Source organism: Mesorhizobium sp. M1A.F.Ca.ET.072.01.1.1, from assembly GCF_004023325.1.
Taxonomy (GTDB): domain Bacteria; phylum Pseudomonadota; class Alphaproteobacteria; order Rhizobiales; family Rhizobiaceae; genus Mesorhizobium.
This window is the reverse complement of the sequence record NZ_RZSF01000161.1, coordinates 1-14,855: the sequence shown is the minus strand read 5'-3', so window position 1 is coordinate 14,855 and position 14,855 is coordinate 1. Positions and strand designations below refer to the sequence as shown.

General features: G+C 60.7%; 16 protein-coding genes and 1 pseudogene. 4 read left to right on the top strand and 13 right to left on the bottom strand.

Translation table 11 applies throughout. From position 1 onward, the window contains the following. Nucleotides 1–138: 138 nt before the first annotated feature. The 4 genes from EOA32_RS21190 to EOA32_RS21175 form a co-directional block, all read right to left on the bottom strand. Nucleotides 139–984 (bottom strand): transporter substrate-binding domain-containing protein, encoded by an 846-nt coding sequence (locus EOA32_RS21190; RefSeq protein ID WP_128372790.1) that lies wholly within the window; start codon nucleotides 982–984, stop codon nucleotides 139–141. A 54-nt stretch (nucleotides 985–1,038) separates the two neighbouring features. Next, nucleotides 1,039–1,788, bottom strand: coding sequence for an ABC transporter permease subunit (locus tag EOA32_RS21185; RefSeq protein ID WP_128372789.1), 750 nt, complete (start codon nucleotides 1,786–1,788; stop codon nucleotides 1,039–1,041). Nucleotides 1,789–1,802: 14 nt separating this feature from the next. Continuing rightward, the gene (locus EOA32_RS21180; RefSeq protein ID WP_128372788.1) at nucleotides 1,803–2,462 is read right to left on the bottom strand and encodes an ABC transporter permease subunit; all 660 of its coding nucleotides are present in this window, start codon (nucleotides 2,460–2,462) and stop codon (nucleotides 1,803–1,805) included. Nucleotides 2,463–2,851: 389 nt separating this feature from the next. Next, entirely contained in the window at nucleotides 2,852–3,073 is a 222-nt protein-coding gene (locus EOA32_RS21175) for a helix-turn-helix transcriptional regulator (protein WP_128372787.1), read from the bottom strand. Nucleotides 3,074–3,241: 168 nt separating this feature from the next. On the opposite strand from EOA32_RS21175, the gene EOA32_RS21170 reads away from it, so the two are divergent. Continuing rightward, the gene (locus EOA32_RS21170) at nucleotides 3,242–4,177 is read left to right on the top strand and encodes a LysR family transcriptional regulator (protein ID WP_128372786.1); all 936 of its coding nucleotides are present in this window, start codon (nucleotides 3,242–3,244) and stop codon (nucleotides 4,175–4,177) included. Between the two features lie 66 nt (nucleotides 4,178–4,243). On the opposite strand, the gene EOA32_RS21165 is transcribed toward EOA32_RS21170, so the two are convergent. The 4 genes from EOA32_RS21165 to EOA32_RS21150 all read right to left on the bottom strand — a co-directional run bounded on the left by EOA32_RS21165 (nucleotide 4,244) and on the right by EOA32_RS21150 (nucleotide 7,799). Continuing rightward, nucleotides 4,244–4,462 carry a hypothetical protein gene (locus tag EOA32_RS21165; RefSeq protein ID WP_128372785.1) on the bottom strand — a complete coding sequence of 73 codons (219 nt, stop codon included), beginning with the start codon at nucleotides 4,460–4,462 and terminating at the stop codon, nucleotides 4,244–4,246. 525 nt (nucleotides 4,463–4,987) lie between these two features. After that, a complete protein-coding gene (locus EOA32_RS21160; RefSeq protein ID WP_128372784.1) occupies nucleotides 4,988–5,749 on the bottom strand; it encodes an ABC transporter ATP-binding protein in 762 nt (253 codons plus the stop codon). Next, nucleotides 5,746–6,783, bottom strand: a complete 1,038-nt coding sequence (locus EOA32_RS21155) for an iron chelate uptake ABC transporter family permease subunit (protein ID WP_128372783.1) — start codon at nucleotides 6,781–6,783, stop codon at nucleotides 5,746–5,748. The genes EOA32_RS21160 and EOA32_RS21155 overlap by 4 nt, the downstream gene beginning before the upstream one ends. Continuing rightward, nucleotides 6,783–7,799: an ABC transporter substrate-binding protein gene (locus tag EOA32_RS21150; protein WP_128372782.1), complete on the bottom strand. Its 1,017-nt coding sequence runs from the start codon at nucleotides 7,797–7,799 to the stop codon at nucleotides 6,783–6,785. The genes EOA32_RS21155 and EOA32_RS21150 overlap by 1 nt, the downstream gene beginning before the upstream one ends. Nucleotides 7,800–9,621: 1,822 nt before the next feature. Here EOA32_RS21150 and EOA32_RS21140 point away from each other — a divergent pair. Then, nucleotides 9,622–9,852, top strand: coding sequence for a hypothetical protein (locus EOA32_RS21140; RefSeq protein WP_127216591.1), 231 nt, complete (start codon nucleotides 9,622–9,624; stop codon nucleotides 9,850–9,852). Between the two features lie 197 nt (nucleotides 9,853–10,049). On the opposite strand, the gene EOA32_RS21135 is transcribed toward EOA32_RS21140, so the two are convergent. Beyond that, nucleotides 10,050–10,304 carry a hypothetical protein gene (locus EOA32_RS21135; protein WP_128372780.1) on the bottom strand — a complete coding sequence of 85 codons (255 nt, stop codon included), beginning with the start codon at nucleotides 10,302–10,304 and terminating at the stop codon, nucleotides 10,050–10,052. Nucleotides 10,305–10,534: 230 nt separating this feature from the next. Here EOA32_RS21135 and EOA32_RS38720 point away from each other — a divergent pair, with 230 nt between their 5' ends. Further along, entirely contained in the window at nucleotides 10,535–10,711 is a 177-nt protein-coding gene (locus EOA32_RS38720; protein ID WP_189407281.1) for a hypothetical protein, read from the top strand. 927 nt (nucleotides 10,712–11,638) lie between these two features. Here EOA32_RS38720 and EOA32_RS21125 read toward each other — a convergent pair. Further along, complete coding sequence (locus EOA32_RS21125; RefSeq protein WP_128372779.1) at nucleotides 11,639–11,881, bottom strand: hypothetical protein; 243 nt, start codon at nucleotides 11,879–11,881, stop codon at nucleotides 11,639–11,641. Between the two features lie 266 nt (nucleotides 11,882–12,147). On the opposite strand from EOA32_RS21125, the pseudogene bfr reads away from it, so the two are divergent. Next, a pseudogene (gene bfr, locus EOA32_RS21120) lies at nucleotides 12,148–12,638 on the top strand (bacterioferritin). 24 nt (nucleotides 12,639–12,662) lie between these two features. On the opposite strand, the gene EOA32_RS21115 reads toward bfr, so the two are convergent. From EOA32_RS21115 to EOA32_RS21105, 3 genes are all read right to left on the bottom strand, one after another. Continuing rightward, nucleotides 12,663–13,325: a hypothetical protein gene (locus EOA32_RS21115; RefSeq protein ID WP_189407279.1), complete on the bottom strand. Its 663-nt coding sequence runs from the start codon at nucleotides 13,323–13,325 to the stop codon at nucleotides 12,663–12,665. 606 nt (nucleotides 13,326–13,931) lie between these two features. After that, nucleotides 13,932–14,498, bottom strand: coding sequence for a cytochrome c (locus tag EOA32_RS21110; RefSeq protein WP_128372778.1), 567 nt, complete (start codon nucleotides 14,496–14,498; stop codon nucleotides 13,932–13,934). Continuing rightward, nucleotides 14,495–14,728: a multicopper oxidase domain-containing protein gene (locus tag EOA32_RS21105; protein ID WP_245499344.1), complete on the bottom strand. Its 234-nt coding sequence runs from the start codon at nucleotides 14,726–14,728 to the stop codon at nucleotides 14,495–14,497. The genes EOA32_RS21110 and EOA32_RS21105 overlap by 4 nt, the downstream gene beginning before the upstream one ends. Nucleotides 14,729–14,855 lie beyond the last annotated feature (127 nt).

The following is a 14,855-nucleotide window of genomic DNA, read 5'->3' as shown; positions in this document are numbered from 1 at the left end:
GCGCCGTCCGCGTAAACACTCGCTTCACCAAGATGGCGAAGGTGGCAGAATTTCAACCCGATATGGTTAAAATAGGGTTTTCGGAGCTGGTGTTGCAAATTTGTCGCGACGGCTTCCTCAGCGGGGCTCGGCGCTGGCTCAGTTCGAGGCTGCCGGGGAGATGTCGGTCTTGAACCATTTCAGGCTCAGCGCCTTGATCGTGCCGTCTTTCGTGGCGGCGTCTATCGCCGCGTTGAACTTGGCGAGCAGCTCGGTATCGTCCTTGCGCATGCCGGCGCCGACGCCAGGTCCCCAGAGGCCGCCCTTCAGTTCAGGGCCGAAGAACGCTGCCCCCGACCCCGACGAAGTCTCCAGAAAATCCCGCCACGTGAAATAGTCGGCGAGGCCTCCGTCGACGCGGCCCGCTGCAAGGTCGAGCTTCATGTTGTCCAGGCTGTCATAGCTGCGGATCGTCACGACATCGCCCATGAGCTGCTTCACCACCGCTTCCGAATTCGACGAGCGCAGCACCGCGATCGCCTTGCCGCTCAGCGTCGCTCGCAGACGGTCGATGGCCGCCTTTTCCTTGTCTCCGATCGTCGACAAATTGACCTTTTGCCTGATGTCGCCAGGATCGAGACCGAGCTCCTTGCGCACGACGAACTGGTTGAAGCCGCTCGCATAAGGGACAGAGAAGGCGATCGACTGCTTGCGCTTCTCGGTGATCGCCATGCCGGACATGATGACATCGAATTTGCCGACCAGCAGGGCCGGGATGATCCCATCCCAGTCCTGCGGCACGAAAGTGCATTTGATTGTGATGCGGCGGCAAAGCTCACGGCCGACATCGATGTCGTAGCCGTAGAGCTCGCCCTTGTCGTCCGTGCCGTCCCAGGGCGGCGAGGCGCCTTCGGAGGCGATGGAGATGACGCGTTCGCTCGCGCCGGCAGGCAAAGCCGGCGTCAGCGACGCGATAGCGAAGGCAATAGCCAGGGGTATGCGCATGATGCACCTCTTTCGTTGGTCGGGATTGGAAGCAGTTTCTGGAGCGGCGCCGCTTCAGGGCAGCGGCGTCGTGACGCCTTGGCCGGGCAAGGGCGGGCGCCATCGTGATCTCGACCGCTGCGCTGGCCGGCGGTCGGTCGAAAGCCTGCGTTCCAGGAATTGCGTGGCTTTCACGGCTATTGACGTCAACAGCAGATAGATCGCTCCGGCGACGATGAACATCTCGTAAGGCGCGAAGGTAGTCGAAACCATCTGTCTGGCCATGCCGGTGACCTCGAGCAGCGTTACGGTGCTGGCCAGCGACGAGCCCTTGATCATCCCAACCACCTCGTTGCCGTAGGCCGGGAGCGATATCCGAAAAGCGATCGGGAAAGTGACCAGGCGGGCGGTCTGGAAGCGCTTCAAGCCGAGCGAGGCGGCCGCCTCGATGGCGCCCTTCGGCACGGACTGGAGACCGCGGCACAGGATCTCCGTCGTATGCGCCGCGCTGTTCAGGGAAAAGGCAAGCAGCGCGCACCAGAAGGGATCGCGCAGCACCACCCAGAAGATGCTTGCCCGTACCGCCTCGATCTGCCCGAGTCCGTAGTAGATCAGGAAGAGCTGCACCAGCATCGGCGTGCCGCGAACGACATAGGTGTAGGCCAGCGCCGCGCACGAGAAGACGGGACGCCCGAAGGCGCGGACGAAGGCCAGCGGCACAGACAGGAGAAATCCGGCGGTCAGCGAAAGCACCGTCAAGGTGAGGGTAAGCGCAATGCCGGAAGGCAGGACAGCGACCGCGTCGAGCATCAGAGGGAGGTTCATGGAGCGCGCCCCTCCTAGCGGCCAAGAGCGGGATAGCGCCGCTCCGCCAAGCGGATCGACAGCAGCGTGAGGGTGGTCAGCGACAGATAGAGGGCCGATGCCGCAAGATAGAAGGTCAATGGCGCGCGCAGGGATCCGGCGCCAACATAGGCCACGCGCATGATGTCAGTCAGGCCGACGATCGAGACCAGCGCGGTGTCCTTGAAGAGCGAGATCCACAAATTGCCATAGGCAGGCAGCGCCAGCCTCAGCATCTGCGGCCCGATGACGAGAAGCCACCGCTGCCAGGCGGTCAGGCCAAGCGCCTTGGCCGCTTCAGTCTGGCCGGAAGGCACTGCGGCTATCGCGCCGCGGAACACTTCTGTCGCATAGCCGCTGAAAACCACCGATAGCGCGATGACGCCGGCGCTGAAGGCGTTCACCTCGACATAGCGGCCGGCGAGCCTGCTGGCCAGCGTGGTCCCGCCGAAATAGATGAGCAGGATGATGAGAAGTTCAGGCACGCCACGCACAATCGTGGTGTAGGCCGTCACGATTCTGGTGAGCCGCGGGCGCGCCACGCCTTTCGAGATGGCCAGGAACAATCCGGCAGTCGTCCCCAGACACCCGCTGATCAGCCCAAGGCTGATGGTCACGGCGAGGGCGACAGCAAACTGAGCAGTAAAACCACCCATCTGGCATTTCCTTGGGGTAAAATACGGTAAGACATGCCCCTCATCTGCACCTTGATCGGCTGCCACACCTATGGTTGTGAATTGTGTAATGAGTAACTTGGGGTTAACTCGAAGATCTCGATTATGCTATGATCGGAATTATCTGCGTTCAATCTATAATTTTCATTATTTTTGCTATAAGACATTGTTATAGCGTCGAACTATTCTCAAACGAAGTTTGCGGTTTGCGAATGCCGCGAAGGCTGGTCCAGCCTTACGCCGCCAGGAATACAGCCGACGCATTGCCAGCCTGAAGGGCGAAGCGTATCCGGCAAGCCGGCGCGAGCGCGGATCTGAACTGTGCAAGAACGCAAGCGATTGAGGCGTGGACTGCTGATCTTCGGAGCCAGCTATTTGTCCGTGGCGGTTACGCGCAGAAGAGTGACGGGATCGCACTCCAGCGCCTTCGCGATCCTCTCGGCCACGTCCAGGCTGGGGTTCTTTTGCCCGCGTTCGATGCCGCCCATATAGCTGTAGGCGAGCCCCACCTCGGTCGCCAGCGATTCCAGGGTCATTCCGCGCTTCAGGCGGACCCTGCGAACGTTCGCTCCAAAAATCTCGGCCAGGCGCATGCGCGCATAGCGATAAGCAAACCTTCAGCTTTACCAGTCACTATAGTGACTATATTATCGTGCGGGATCGCGCCTGATCTCGCGCGTGCCGCCCACAGGTTTTGCTCCGGGTATGCCAGGCAGCAGCCACAAGGGGGATCGGACGATCCGTTGGAAGGAGCGCAGGCAATGGAATTGCTGCCAGGCGGGTTGAAGTTCCGTCAGCTGCAGGTCTTTCGCGCCGTGCTGCGAACGGGCTCGACAAGGCGGGCCGCAGCCGAGCTCGGCATCAGCCAGCCCGCCGTCAGCCAGCATGTCAAGCAGCTCGAGGCGACCGTCGGCCTCACGCTCTTCAAGCGGTCCGCCAACCGCATCGTGCCGCTTCTCGAGGCCTGGGAACTGCTGCGGAACGTCGAAATGGCGCTGACGTCGCTCGGGCGACTGGAAGCATCCATCTTCGCGATGAAGAATGAAGAAAAGCAGCGGATCGCGATCGCCGCGCCATCCGTGTTCGGTTTCGTGACCCTGCCGAAGGTGGTTGCCGTCATCCATGCCAAGACCGCTTCGAACGTGCGTTCTATCTCGGGCAGCTACGAACAGATCGGGGAGCACATCCTGGCCGGCCGCGCCGATCTCGGAATCTCAAGATTGCCGCTGGACCCGCGCCTGTTCGAATGGGCGCCGCTCGGATCGGCGCGCAACGTCTGCATCTTTCATCCAGACCATCGGTTCTCGAGACAGGGCCGCGTCGATGCCGAGGACCTTGCAGGCGAGACCATCGTGGATATCGATCCGCAATTCGCTGCCCATCAGATGAATTTCAATGCGCTGCGCTTCGCCGGCGCGGAGCCCGACATTCTGGTCGAGTTCGATTGCAATGGTCACGAAGCAGGGTACGTGTCCGCTGGCCTTGGCATTGCGATAACCAACGAGATTATCGCGCGCGAGTACGCTGCGTTTCACCTTGAAGCGAGGCCGGTGGAACCCTCGGCACTTTATCACTATGTCGCGATCTGGCAGAAGGGCCGCACGTTCTCCGGTGCATTGAACACATCGCTCGAGGCGATCATCGCCGCCTTCTTAGAACCCGCGGCAGATGTGCCAGCACCACTTGCAGCAGACTAAGATGGCCGGCGCCTCCCGTTGGGAGATTGCCTGAAGCATTCCTTGGCGCGCAAGCCGGCCAGAACCTTAAAGGCGGCCCGAGGCACCAGACTTGAAGGCATATTTGTAAACCGTGCGGTTTCCTTCATCGGTCACCCGCACCCAAAAGCGTTCATCTTTCCGGGCCGTGACGTCCTTGCCGGTGGCCTTTCTGGCCGCCTTCCAAGGGGTGTCTGCGCTGGCGACGCGATGGGATATCGGCATGTCGCCGATCATCTCTTCCACCCTGCAAAGCCTAACCGTCATCAGGCTCACTCCAACAAAGGAGCGTCCCAACTTGCACTCGATCAGCTTGTTCCCTCTCGAGCGTATCTATCCTCTGGGGTCTCGATCACTGCCGGCAGCCACCCCGCGACAGGCCGGGTCGCCACAGCTTCACCTGATGGAAAAATTGCAATCAGGGCGGCGCGGCACAATGCAGCTTAGACATAGTGCCCGGCCTGCGGGGGTTTTGGGAGACCTACGGTAGACAGGCCGGGCTTGCCCCCGTTTTGGGCAGAGGGGCAAGTCTAGATTATGCGCCACCTTTCGGCGGCTGACATCAGAACTTTTAGGCGTAGCTCAGAAAAAACCGATCGTAGTTCGTCTTCGAGTCGTTTCATGAGATAATCTGCACATGCCGCGTAGAAGGGCGACGCTCATGTCGTCGGCGCGTTGCAGTGGCGTATACGGGCCCGCTGATCTGGACTGGCTCCAGCGGGTGTTTAACCGTGCTGGAGCCTGAGGGGCACTCATTGCGCACCAGAAAATAAGCTCTGTTGAGCTCAGCACCTATCGGAGAAATTGTATGTGCGGTCCGTCATGATAGTGTGAAGGCTTTACGCGCGCATTGATGCAGAATACGAAGCGCAGTAGATCCTCGGTCAAGACGTCTTTCGGGCGGCCCGCCGCGACGACTTTTTCCTGCTGAAGAACGATCAGCCTGTCGCAGAACATCGCGGCATGGTTGAGGTCGTGCAGGGCTACAATGCTTGTAATCGGAAGACTGGCAACGAGCCCAAGCAGACCGATCTGGTGCTGGACGTCGAGATGGTTGGTCGGCTCGTCGAGAATGAGTTCCTTAGGGCTTTGTGCCAGCGTTCTTGCGATATGCGCACGCTGCTTTTCGCCGCCTGACAGGGTCTGCCAACGCTCGTAGCGCTTTCCCGCCATGCCGGAGCGTACCAGCGCCTCCTCTACCGCCTCTTCGTCGGCACTCGTCCAGCCGGAAAACATCGAGCGGTGCGGAAACCGGCCAAGCTTGACCACATCCACGACCTTGAGGTTTGCATTGGTCGTTGCGTGCTGTTCCACAAACGCCACGCGCTGCGCCATCCTGCGCCGGGGGATCGCCTTGATGTCCTCCCGCTCGAGCCTGATCCGTCCTGAATGCGGCTGTCTCAGGCCCGCCAGAAGACGCAGCAGCGAGGTCTTGCCGGAGCCGTTCGGCCCGAGCAGGCCGAGCATCTCGCCCGGTTGCGCCTCGAACGACACCCCATCAAGCACGGTCTTAGAACCGGCCTTCCAAGTAATATTTTCGGCCGTGATGCTCATGACGCACGCTGGAAGCGGTAGAGGATGACCGAAAAGAAGGGTACGCCGACGAGAGCCGTGACGACGCCGATCGGCAGCACCTGCTGCGGGATCAGCACGCGCGAGGCTATGTCGGCGAGCACCATGAAGATCGCCCCGCCGATCGCACAGGCCGGCAGCAACCTGATGTGCAGCGGTCCGACAAGGAAACGCGCCGCATGCGGCATCACCAAACCGACAAAGCCAATGGAGCCGACCATGCTCACAATCGTGGCGGTGACGAGGGCGGTAAGACAGAAGAGCGTGATGCGCGCTTGGCCGACGCTGACGCCGAGTGCCGCCGCAGCCTCGTCGCCAAAGGCGAATGCATCGAGCACGCGTGCATAGGCAAGACAAACGAGAAGGCCGGTCCCGACCACGACAGAGACGAGCATGAATTCGGGCCAGCGTACCCCACCGAAGCTTCCGAGAAGCCAGAACATGACGTCGCGCGCCTGCTGGGCGTTACCTGTCGTTGTTACGACATAGGAGGTCCCGGCATTGAAAAGCTGGGAGGCCGCAACTCCCGCGAGGATCGTCCGGTCAGCGCCGCCGCGCGTGCCGTTAGAGAGAAGGGCGACGAAAAGGAAGGCGGCGAAGGCGCCCGCAAAGGCTCCGGCCGACAGCGACACAACCCCCGAGCCGAGCCCCAGAATGACGATTCCGACGGCGCCGGTCGATGCGCCGGCCGAGATGCCAAGCACATAGGGCTCGGCGAGCGGGTTGCGCAACAGCGACTGCATGATCGCGCCCGACAGCGCAAGACCCGCGCCGCAGAAGCCTGCGACAAGTGCTCGGCTGAGGCGGTAGTCCCAGATCACAGTCTCATGAATGCGGCTGAGCTTGGCCGCAGTCCAGCCCAGCTTGTTGGTGATCGCGAAAAACGTTGTCGTGATCGGGATCGGCAGGTCGCCGATCCCGACGCTGATCGCCACGACGAAAAGCACTGCCGCAAGCGATAGCGGCAGTGCGGCGCCGAGCACCAGGAATTGCCGGATGCTGCGAGACTGCGACATTACTTCAGCAGACCGCGCGCCTTCAACTGTTCCGCAACCTGTTCGGCGCCGTAGATCGTGCGAATGGTCGGGTTCATAGCCTGGCCGTCCATAACGACAATCGCGTTGTTCCTGACCGCCGGCATCTGGCTCGTTGCCGGGTCGTTCGTCAGGAACTTGATCTTGGCTTCGGGCTTGTCGAGTTCCCAGCGGTTGCGGTCGAGGCTGGCGACTACGATGACGTCCGGATTGGCGGCGATGATGCTTTCCCAGCCGAGCGTCGGCCATTCGGCTTCCGCCGAGACAGCATTCACACCGCCCAGCAAGTCGGCGATGAAGCCGGAAGAGCTGTTCTTGCCCCCAAGATAGGCGTCGGCAGACGGGGACTGGCTAGAGAACCAGAAGACATAGGACAGTTTCTTGTCGGCCACGGAGACGGTGGAGCGGAGGACTGTTTCGCGGGCATTGAGATCGGCAATCAGATCCGCCCCTCGCTCGGCAACGTCGAAGATGCGCGCAAGCTCGTCGATCTCCTTGTAGAGAAGGTCCATGTTCCAGAGCCGGTCGCGGCTGCCGTAGACGTCCTTGCTGCCGGCCGTGCTGAGGCAGGTGCTGGGCGAAAGGTAGGTCGGCACGCCAACTTTCTCGAAGTCTTCGCGTTTTGCCACTTTGCTGTTCGGCCCGAGAAGGCTCGGCAAGGCCGCGGCCACGAAGTCCGGATCTTCTGCGAGGATTGATTCGAAAGTGGGGAACTCGACGGTTAGGAGCTTCACCTTCGCATTGGCCTCGGCGAGCTGAGGCAGCACCTTGCTTGGCCAGAAGGCGGTGCCGGCCATTTTGTCCTGAAGACCGAGCAGCAGCATGATTTCTGCGCTGTTCTGGCCCAGGCCGATCGCGCGTTCTGGCGCCTTCTCAAAGGTGACCTGCACACCGCAGTTCTCGATGGTTAGGGGATAGTGCGTCGGGGCCGCAGCCGCGGTCCCTGGCGATAGCGAGAGCGAGGCGAGTATATAGGACGCAATCAAAAGTGACTTCATGATGTTTCCAGGGAGTTGTTTGCCTTGGGGGCCTATATCCATACGGGACCGAGGAAACAAGACTCAGGTACTCATGTTTTGGCCGCGAACTGACGCCGCAGAATGCGCTGACTCGAGCCGCTTATCATCGACGCGCACAACGCGGCTGGGGGACGTTCCCCTGAACCAGTTTGCGAGGGGCCCTCTCGACCAGTTGGCCCTGCCTGGTCGGTCTCGCCGCAAAAGCTAACTTCAGAGGATGCGCTCGCCCTCGGCGCGATGTTAGAAGCAGAACCAATGCGATTCCTGGCGTGGCCGGGCAAAGCCCCAGCCGGCATCCTTGCCGCAGCCGGCATGCTCGCAGGCATGGCCGAGCGGCCGCCGCCGTCACGCTGCGGGCAGGTCTGCGCGAGCGCTGTGGCCGCGCGTGCAGCAGGCGAAGGCGGGCAGCCCGCCGCGGCCGGTGCCGACCGCCGTCGCCGGCGGCATGTCGATTGGGTGAAGCCCGGCATCAAGGCCAGGGTGCGGTTCCCGCGCGGCGAGCACAAGCTGCGTCAGGACCGTGCAGGGCTTCGAGGAAGGAACCTAAGGCAGCCGGCCACCTTGTCTGAGCGCACGAGCCTTGGAATTCCTGGATAGGTGGATGGCAGAACATCTGCCAAACGTCGTCACCGATGATCCCGTCGCAATCAGCGACCTTGTCGATGAGCTGATGGCGGCCGCAAGGCGCGAAGGGATATCATCCAAGGAGTTCCAGAGGAGGTCGACAGCGTGTTCGAAGTTATCTTCGAGGCGATGCAGCACCGCGAGGGCGGCTTGGCGGGCTGGCACCCTTGGCGGAAGGCATGACCATGGCCGGCAAAAAAGCAGGCAATGGCGGAGGCGGCTTTGAGATCGCTATGATCGCTGTCATCGTTGCGGCTGCGATGGGGCTAATCGTAGTCGTAGCTACGCAAATGCAGTGAATGCCAGTTGCACCTCCCCCCGACGCTCTTGACAACCGGCGATAGCACAGGCGAGTTTCGCCGCGTTTTTAAGACCAAATCGGGGGAATTCCTTTGAAGAAGACATACGAGAAACCCACACTGCGCAAGCGTGAGCGCCTGGCCACGGTTGCGGCCGCCCCGATTTCTGGGCCGCCGCGCTAAGCTCGCTCGCCTTAGATCAAAGCCCGTCGGCGCCGGTCGATGGGTTTTTTTGTTTTTCTGTCACATCGAGCAATGCGGCGAGGACTTCGGCCGGAGCCTCAACACCTATGAAGCTGCGAACAAGGTCACCTGCGCGCGTTTCCCATTGTTCTCGCGGAAGACAATCCTCTACGACCGAACGCCAGAACGCGTTTCGGATAACGTCAAATTCAAAAGCGGAAATGAAATTTGCAGAGCGCTTGCTTCCTCCCTGCAGAGTTGGGCAAAAGCACCTGAGTTGACTTCCAAGCGCCCGTTTGCCGTCAGAGGTACGGGCGACGACCGTACCTTACACCCGCACGGGACGGCGTCGCTCTCATTTGTTGTAGCACGGAAAAAGACGACGACCGCCGAACAGGGCGGGGGCTCGGGGTGCGTCGAACGGTCGTCGGAGGGGAAGGGGCCATAGAGGCAGCAAACTGCGTTGCGATTGGCCCTGGCTCACTATGTCGTTGATTCGGCCCGGATGAAAATAGCAAATGTAAACTGGGAGCCCGCCCCAGAGTCATGGATAGCGAAGGGCAGGCTCCAGAATCCTGACGTCAAAGCGGTGCCGCGTTTGGACAGCAGCAAGCGCTCTTTTAGGCTCCGCTGATCGGAAACCTTCTCAGCAGTCCCGCGTTGCTTCTCACGATTTCGTTACCCCCGGAGGTAAAATGCAAGGTTTGAAGCGGTCGCGCTGGACGGAAACCTACGACCTGAACGAGTTTGCGGCAAAGCACGGTTTGACAACCAGGCAGGCCGAAATTGTGATTCAGAGCAATGGTCCATCCAAGCGCAAATGCGACCTGGCAGCAGAGGCATTTAGGGCCGCGCTCAGACAGTGCAGTCACTCGCGCGAAAAAGGTGCGAGAAGATCCCCATCGAAGGAAGAGCTCCAGGGCTGAAGATCTATCCAGTGAAGCCCGCCTAATCCGGTCGTCAAGCAGTTGCTAAAATTGGAACTAGATCACGCGCTCGTGAGTTTCGGCCAGAGGTGGTCGATCCCTTCAGATGTAGCCGCCTGGTGGCAACCTAAAAAGCCCGTCGCTTACGCTCAATAGCTGCGACGGGCTTTCGTTTATTTCCTGCGGGCGAACGCGCGTTAGCCGAGCTTCTGGATGCGCCCCTTATCGAGGCGGAACGCGCCACTGTTGCCGCCCTGGCGCTCGAAATCGCTCTGTAGCTCATCCCATGTACCGAGATACTTGCCGCAATCGTCGCACTTGATCGGCGTCGAGGGCTCGGCGTCCTTGGGGAGCCTTAGCCGGATGGTGCCGCAATAGGGGCACTCCAGATGATGGTCCAGATACTCGCCGGGTTGGAGGCCCAGTGACCCATGCCCGTTCCCAGTGCCCATAGCTCCCCTCCACAATGCGGCCGGCGCAAGGGGTTCCCAACCGCCCGGATGCCACAAGGTCAACATACGCGCTTTTGGAAAAGTTACAAACGATGTGGGGGCTATTGGGTCCTCGATGATAAGCCTTCCTGCTTCCCCGGAGCCGCCGCTTGCGCTCAGCAGCTGCAGCGAATTTTTCACGGGAACAAAACTCGGCCCAATCGCGTTTCGCGCGACTAAGGACTTTTCGTATGGCCGAAATCAAGCAAGAGCTTGGCAAGCGAGCACAGGCTCACAAGGAATCTAGGGTGCAATTTCTAATCCAAGAAACCGGCATCACCGAAGCGCAAGCGCGCGAGCTCGTCGAGATAATTGGCAATAATCCGAGCTCGCTGCTTCGCGAGGCGCGGCTCCTCAAGCAGGGCTAGCGCGAACCAGCTCTAGGCCAGTTGATGTCAACAGCCAGTCACAATCCACAGGTCACTTGAACGCGTACCTCTTGACACCCCTATCGGGTGGAAAAAATGGACGGGACAGCCATCGCACAAATAGGAGATTGGTCAGTCGGCGCGTCACGATGCGGCTTAGACATGGGGGCCCGGCCTGCGGGGTTTGGGTGACCTGGGGTAGACAGGCCGGGCCATGCCCCCGTTTGGGCAGAGGGGCAAGCTTGGATTATGCATAACTTTCGGCGATTGGCATCAGAACTTTAGGTGTAGCTAATAAAAAGCTGGTCGCAGTTCGTGCCGTTTCATGAGATAATCTGCCGCCGCGCAGAAGGGCGGCGCTCATGTCATTGTCGCGTTGCAGTGGCGTCTACGGGCCCGCTGACCTGGACATACTCCAGCGGGTGTTTAGCCGGTTGTGCGACGAGCGGCGTCTAGCCAAGAAGGATCGCGAACAGCGGGAATATCTGGCTAGGAAAGTGTTCCAAGCTTTCGATGACGGCACAACCGATGAGACGGACCTGTGGCGCTCGCTCTCCAAACGGAGCAGGGCCTAGCCGATATCCATCACCGCCGTTACGCTAATTGCTGCGGCGGGCTTTTCTTTTAGCTACCACTAAAAACGTGGATGCCTACTGCTGGAAGAGGGCGCATAATCCCTCTCTGCCCCGCGGCCATCGGGGTAAGGGCCCGGCCTGTGCGCCCTAGGTCCCCTCGATACCTCGGCAGGCCGGGCATCTCTGAGGCGGCCCGTTTGCCGGGCTTATTCGTTAAGTCTTAGAAAATGTTAATGTCAGTCGCTGGAAAGGCGGCGCATAATGCGCATCTGCCCCGGCTCGGAACGGAGTAAGAGGCCCGGCCTGATCCCCACATCCCACCCACCCCGCGACAGGCCGGGTCGCCTCAGGTTCACCTGATGGATGAGCAGAACGGCTCGCCCGGCAAACAGCCGATCAGATCACTTGAAGGCGTACCTGTTAACAACCCGTCTGCCTCATTCGTGACCCGGATCCAGCGCTGTTCGTCACCGCGTACGTCCGTGACCTCACTGCCCGTGGCCGTTTCCGCTGCCACCCATGGAGTATTGGCGTTGATGGTACGACTAGTCACAACGCTGTCCCCATCCATCTCTTCCACCCGATAGACCTTCATGTGCGACCTCTGCTCCATTTATTTCCCAATCTGAACAGAAGCGGCGACCGGACAAGGATGCTGAAATCACGATGCCCGTCACCCCGGGCAACGGGATGGCGGGCATCGATCTAGCGGTTGCCGACGAGGAAGGTGGCGCATTTCCCCGCCGGTTTCATCCAATGCTATCGCGAGGATTTAGTTTCAGCGTAGGGACCAAAGCGTCAGACCATCCGACTTCGGTCGCATCGCGCGGAAAGGAACATTCCTACCAGTATCCCGGTTGAGTGGTCATCGACAGTCTGAACCAAGCGCTCAAGCACGAGCTGACGGCGGTAAGCCAATTCTGGGTGCACTACCGCTTGATGGAAAATTGGCGCTTTCAGAAGCTCGCGAAAAAATGGCGCGCGGAGTCCATTGAGGAAATGCAACATGCCGACACGCTCGTCGTGCGCATCATCTTCCTTGAGGGGCATCCGAACCTGCAGACATTGAACCCGCTGAAGATCGGCCAGTCAGTTACGAGGTGCTGGAGTGCGACCTTGAGATCGAGTACGAGGCGCGCTCGCTCTATCAGGCAGCGCGAGAGGTCTGTCGCAAGGCTGGGGACTACGTGTCGATGGCCCTGTTTGAGCAACTGATGGCCGATGAGGAAGGCCATATCGACTTCCTCGAGACCCAGCGGGACCTCCTCCAGAATATTGGTGAGCAGAACTACGGCCAGCTTAACGCCGCATCAGCGGACGACACCGAAGGAGAGCCGAGTGAACGGCAGTGAGCGCATCGCGAGCTGGGCCCGGTGCTAAGGCCGCAAATGGCTCACATCCATAGCCTCATCGGGCAGTCCACTGCTGGGCAGCGGAGCAGGTTCGCGCCGCTCGCGCATCGCGATGGTGCCAACAAAGAACGCATGGGCGAGCACCACCAGATACGCGGCCAGAATGACCGAGCAAGGGACGACAAAATTCAGTTGGGGTGCCGCGCCCAGCACGACGGGGATCGTCCAGGACACTCCGGAGATCGCACCACATGCGATCAGTGCCGTTCTCTTGGTCGGCTGAATTCCACTTAGCAGCGGGCTTCCGATCCGTTCCCGAAGGAAAGGAAGGACCAGGCGGTGGATGGCGAGCCCGTTCAGCGTGAGTATCGCTACGATGATAATCTTGGCCCAGATCTTCGGGTTTTGAACTTTGTCCGGCTCTGTAGCTTGGTAGAGCAGCAGAAACCCGATTCCGGAAATCCAGAGCATTGCCAATCCACCGGCCACAAAACGGCTGATCCATTCAACATTGGCGACAACCTCGGCCGTAATCGCTGCACGGCGGTGGCGACACAGGATCAGTTCAAGGAACACGGCTCCGCCCAGCCCGAGTACCAAGCCCGCAAAGTGCGTCAGCCTGAGCGCGGTTCGGACATATGAGGCGGATGACGGTGACAGCACGAATGACACGTCGAGAGCGTCCATATTCCAACATCCCAGTAGGCACGACGAGGCAATCGCGCTCCCCAAAGGGGTGCGCGCTCGAAGTGCACGAGCCGAAAGGAGTTATGCCTCCTCGACGCGCTCACGCGGCGGGAGCAGTTGCCTCGTATTTAAGATGAGTTTCCCAGTCAAGTATGAGAGCTGGCTTATTTGGAAATTCTCGCGCCGTGGAGACTTGCCCGCCAACTGACTTCAGGAATATAATCCTCCCGGTGGCAACCCATTCACCAGGATCGCCATAACAGCTGGGGCCAGGGACGGCCAGTTGGCTGCCTCACGCGCAACGGAAAGCTTCCCTGGCCGTGGCCGAGCTAGTCAAGCGGCTTAGCCTGACCATGATGCCTCTATTGGTATCCGGTGAAAGTCATCTCTGCGACGAATGCCGTGTAGCGGGCCGAAACGACCGGACCTGCAATTCACGATCACATGCGGTTACGCCGGAGCTGCGCGAAGCCTGGACGCCGTGTCACTGAAGGGACGCGCGGGTTGGGATTGGTAAGAGGAACTGATGGCAGGGCTCAGATGTCGTGCCGAAGTGAGCAGTGTCTTGTTCGCGGGTGAGAGTCGGGCCGGTGCTGGCTACACTCCTCACTTGACCTTCTGCCGGAATTTCGCATGGCAGCTCGAACAATCCTGCAGAATGAGATGCAGGAGATGTTCGGCCGGCATCTTTGCCGGTTCGGCCTCCGCGACTTTCGGGCGCTTGCCGAGTAGGCTGCCGCCATTCATCGGCAGTCCCGCTCCCATCCTCATGTCGGCGGTGATCTTCGCCGGCGCGTTGTGGGCCTTAGTGGCCAGCGCGTCCGCAAGATCGCCGACATGGCGGGCGAGCGACTCGAATTCGAGCCGCGCCTGGTCAATCTCCGTCTTGGCCCCCGATGGCTCCCCCAGCGTGCCGTCTGGGAATTCGGCGATCATGGCGCGGCCGGTGCGGGCGCGCAGCACTTCGGCAGCCGCCCTGAAGCCGGCGGCGTCATAGGCGCGCTTGCCGTCGAACATCTCGGCTATCGCCTTCGCGGCGGCCGCCATTTCCTTCATCGAGTCCTGTCGCGCCGCCACAATGGGACCGCCCGAACCCGCTGCCAGCGAAGGAGCAAAGGTGAGCGAGCCGGCGAGCGCGAGCATCGCCGCCGCGACAACGGCGCGGCCTCTCATGCCCGCACGTCGACAATGCCCATCATGCCGAGCTGCTCATGCTCGAGGATGTGGCAGTGATACATGCGCGCACCCGGCCGCTCCTGGCGCGTGATGATCCGCACCGTCTTTCCTCGCGCTACGTTGACCGTGTCCTTCCACGCCAGATAGGGCGATCTGGCGACCTGGCCGTCGCGCTCGCGCTCGACGACCTGGAACTGCGTGCCGTGGAGATGGAACGGGTGATCCATGTCGGCTTGGTTGACGATTTCCCACAGCTCCGTGTCACCGGCCAGCCACGATCATAAGCGAGTGTGGTCAGTGTGGCGGCGCCCGCCCTTTCGAAGGAGACGACCAGTTCGACGCGTTCGGCTGGAC